This is a genomic window from Comamonas sp. B-9 (genome assembly GCF_000410635.1).
Taxonomy (GTDB): Bacteria; Pseudomonadota; Gammaproteobacteria; order Burkholderiales; family Burkholderiaceae_C; genus Comamonas.
Genome location: NZ_KE148587.1, coordinates 33021 through 36172, shown reverse-complemented (window position 1 = coordinate 36172; position 3152 = coordinate 33021). Strand labels below are relative to the sequence as shown.

Genomic DNA, 3152 nt, shown 5'->3' with positions numbered 1-3152 from the left:
CGCGCCGCAGCAAGCGATCCGCCAGGCGGCCCAGCGCCGGGTCCAGCAGCGCATCAAAGGCCCGGGTGGCGAGCAGCACAGCCCCCAAACCGGCCAGCGGCGCGCCGGCCACCGCCGCATAGTAGTGCGGCAGGGTCACATACAAGGGCAGCGATACAAAGGCCAGCGGTGCAGCCAGCGCGCCATAGGCCAGCCCCGTGCGCCAGGAAAGCGCTTGCTGAACCGGAGTGGCGTTCATGGCGGACAGCCCTCAGCCCTGGCCCAGCAGCGCAGCGCGCAGCGCCGGTGCGCTGGTTTGCTCCGACAGCCAGATGCCAAAGAACAGGCGCGCGTACAGCGCGTCATCAATGGTGGCAGTCTCGCGCCCGTTGTACAGAAAAACGACCTTGCCTGTTCCGTCGTTCAAACCCAGCAATCGGTCCTGCGCCACCACATCGGGAAAGGCCTGCTTCATCATGCGCAGCCACTGGCGGCCCTGCTCTTCGGAGAAGGGCGCCACCCGGCGCATCTCGGCGATGGAGCGCTCCGCAATGGCCTCGCCCTCGAGCTTGCGGTCATAGACCAGCTCCAGCGCAAAGGGCTGGCGCGCATAGTCCAGCGGGTTGAAGCCGGCAGTGGCCCACAGGCGCGCCTCATACACCCGCAGCCCAAAAAACCGCAGCACACCGGTGCCGACCAGGCGGGCGCCTGGCAAGGCCGTGCCCAGTTCAGCAGGAGGGGCAGGGGAGGCAGGCGTGGCAGCGAGGAGGTCGTGGGTCATGGCGGTCATGGAGAGAGCAAGAAGGCTGGCGCCCCAGCCCAGGACTTGGCGTCGGCGGAGTTCAGGCATGGTCGGGCCTGCGCAATGTGAACTGGACCACATCGGTATTGCCCATGTCGAACGAGGCCTCGCAGTAGGCGAGGTAGAAGCGCCAGATGCGCACAAAACGTTCATCAAAGCCCTGCGCGCGGATGGTATCGAGCTGCTGCTCAAAGGCCTGGCGCCAGCGCCGCAGCGTCTCGGCATAGTCGCTGCCAAAGTGCAGCTTCTTCTCCACGGTCAAACCGGCCCGGCGCGCTTCGCGCTCAAAGGCCTGGACGCTGGGCAGCAGGCCGCCGGGGAAGATGTACTGCTGGATGAAATCGGTCGAGCGCAGGTAGCGCGCAAACAGGTCATCGCGCAAGGTGATGGATTGCACGCAGGCATAGCCACCGGGCTTGAGGCACTGGCGCAGCGACTGGAAATAGCTGCTCCAGTATTCCTGGCCCACCGCTTCAAACATCTCGATGGACACGATGGCATCAAAGGGCTGCGACTGGTGCTGGGCAGCCAGATCGCGGTAGTCCTGGTAGCGCAGATCGACCTGGGCTTGCAGGCCCGCTTGCGCAATGCGCTCCAGACCCCATTGGCGCTGTTCGCGCGACAAGGTCACCCCGGTCACCTGGGCGCCAAACTCGGTGGCCGCCGTCTGGGCCAGTGCACCCCAGCCGCAACCAATCTCCAGCAGGCGCTGGCCAGGCTGCAGCCCGGTTTCTTGCAAGGCTCTGCGCATCTTGGCCTGCTGGGCCTGCGGCAGATCGGCCTGGGCCAGCGCATCGCCGCTGCGCCCCTCAAACCAGGCCGCGCTGTAGTTCATGCTCGGGTCGAGAAAGAGGCGGTAAAAGTCATTGCCCAGATCGTAGTGGGCATGGATGTTGCGCGCGCTGCCCGAGCGGGTGTTGCGGTTGAGCAGGTGGCGCAAGCGAAAACCCAGCCGCCCCCACCAGCTGCCATACACCAGCTGCTCCATGTGGTCGCGGTTGCTGATGCACAGGCGCAGCAGCGCGCTCAGATCGGGGCTGTCCCACTGGCCGTTGATATAGCCTTCGGCCAGGCCGATGTCGCCCGAGCGCTGCACGCGTTCCAGCGCCTCCCAATCCTGGATGGCACAGCGCGCATCGGCCTGCGCTGCGGGCTGTTGGCTGAAGTGCCGCAGTTGCCCATCGGGCAGCTGCAGGTCCAGCTGGCCGCGGGGCAGGTGTTCCAGCAGCTGCAGCACCTGGCGCGCGCTGCGGGGGGTGGAGCGTCCGGCTTGGGCGGACGGGCTCGGCAGGGAGGCGGTGGTGGAGTTCATCGTGTGACGAAGCGCTTGGGCTCGGAGGGTTTGCGGTGGAAAGGCAGGCGTTTGAGCCAGAGGCGCAACGCCTGCCAGTGGATGCGCAGCACGACGCCCCAGGTCATCAAGGGCATGGCCCAGAATGCGCGCCGTACGGTGGCACGGGTCAAGGGCTGCAGCCTGCCTGCGACGCCGGTGCGCAGCAGCGCGCCGGCCTCGTCATGCAGGTCGACCTGCACCAGGTTGCGGCTGTCGCTGCGAACAAAGCGGAAGCGGTATGCGCCCTGCACCGTGCAAAACGGCGATACATGGAAGCATTTGGCCGCGAGCTGTTCCGTGCCCCAGGCCAGATCGGGCCCGGCCAGCAAGTAGGCATGGCGTTCGCCAAAGGTGTTGTTGACCTCGGCCAGCACCGCCGCCAGCGAGCCATCGGCACGGTGCGCATACCAGAAGCTGACGGGCTTGAAGGCATAGCCCAGCACACGCGGGAAGGTGTGCAGCCAGACCTCACCGGCCGCGTCGTCGATGCCCTCTTGCTGCAGCAGCTGGTCAAACCAGGCCAGGCAGTCGGCGCTGCCATCGCCATGGTCGCGGTCATAAAAGCTGATCAGGCCGCGCCGGTTGCGGTGCAGTACCGCATCGGGCTGGTCACGCAAGCTGCGCAGGGGCAGCAGCAAGAAATACCCGGGGTAGCGGAAGGCATGCACCACCGGGCGCAGGCGCTGGTGCCAGATGTGGCCAAAGCCGATCAGCGAGGGGTTGCTCATGCGGCCTCCTCCAGCGCCGGCGCCTGCGCGGCTGGCGCTGCGCCAGCCAGCGACTGGCACAGGCTTTGGGCCGCCGCCAGGCCCGATCGCAGCCCGTCCTCATGGAAGCCATAGCCGCACCAGGCGCCGCAAAACCAGGTGCGCAGCTGGCCCTGCAGCTGGGGCAGCTGGCGCTGGGCATCGATGGCCGCCTGGTCAAACACCGGGTGGCTGTACTGGATGCGGGCATGCACCTGGTCTGCGGCAATCGGGCGCGCTGGGTTGAGCGACACCACTACCGGCTGCTGCCAGGGCAGGGGCTGGAGCCGGT

At 67.1% G+C, this 3152-nt stretch carries 4 protein-coding genes and 1 pseudogene; all 5 read right to left on the bottom strand.

Going from position 1 to position 3152, the window contains the following annotated elements:
• A partial coding sequence (locus H928_RS0114220; RefSeq protein ID WP_027010955.1) for an MFS transporter occupies positions 1-238 on the bottom strand: 238 nt, incomplete at its 3' end.
• 12 nt (positions 239-250) lie between these two features.
• Positions 251-829 carry a chalcone isomerase family protein gene (locus H928_RS0114215; RefSeq protein ID WP_021027119.1) on the bottom strand — a complete coding sequence of 193 codons (579 nt, stop codon included), beginning with the start codon at positions 827-829 and terminating at the stop codon, positions 251-253.
• Positions 822-2093 (bottom strand): class I SAM-dependent methyltransferase, encoded by a 1272-nt coding sequence (locus H928_RS0114210; protein WP_021027118.1) that lies wholly within the window; start codon positions 2091-2093, stop codon positions 822-824. Before H928_RS0114210 ends, H928_RS0114215 begins: the two co-directional genes overlap by 8 nt.
• Positions 2090-2842, bottom strand: a complete 753-nt coding sequence (locus tag H928_RS0114205) for a DUF1365 domain-containing protein (RefSeq protein WP_021027117.1) — start codon at positions 2840-2842, stop codon at positions 2090-2092. Before H928_RS0114205 ends, H928_RS0114210 begins: the two co-directional genes overlap by 4 nt.
• Positions 2839-3152 (bottom strand): annotated as a pseudogene (locus H928_RS33420) (NAD/FAD-binding protein); the annotation flags it as partial. The gene H928_RS0114205 and the pseudogene H928_RS33420, both read right to left, overlap by 4 nt.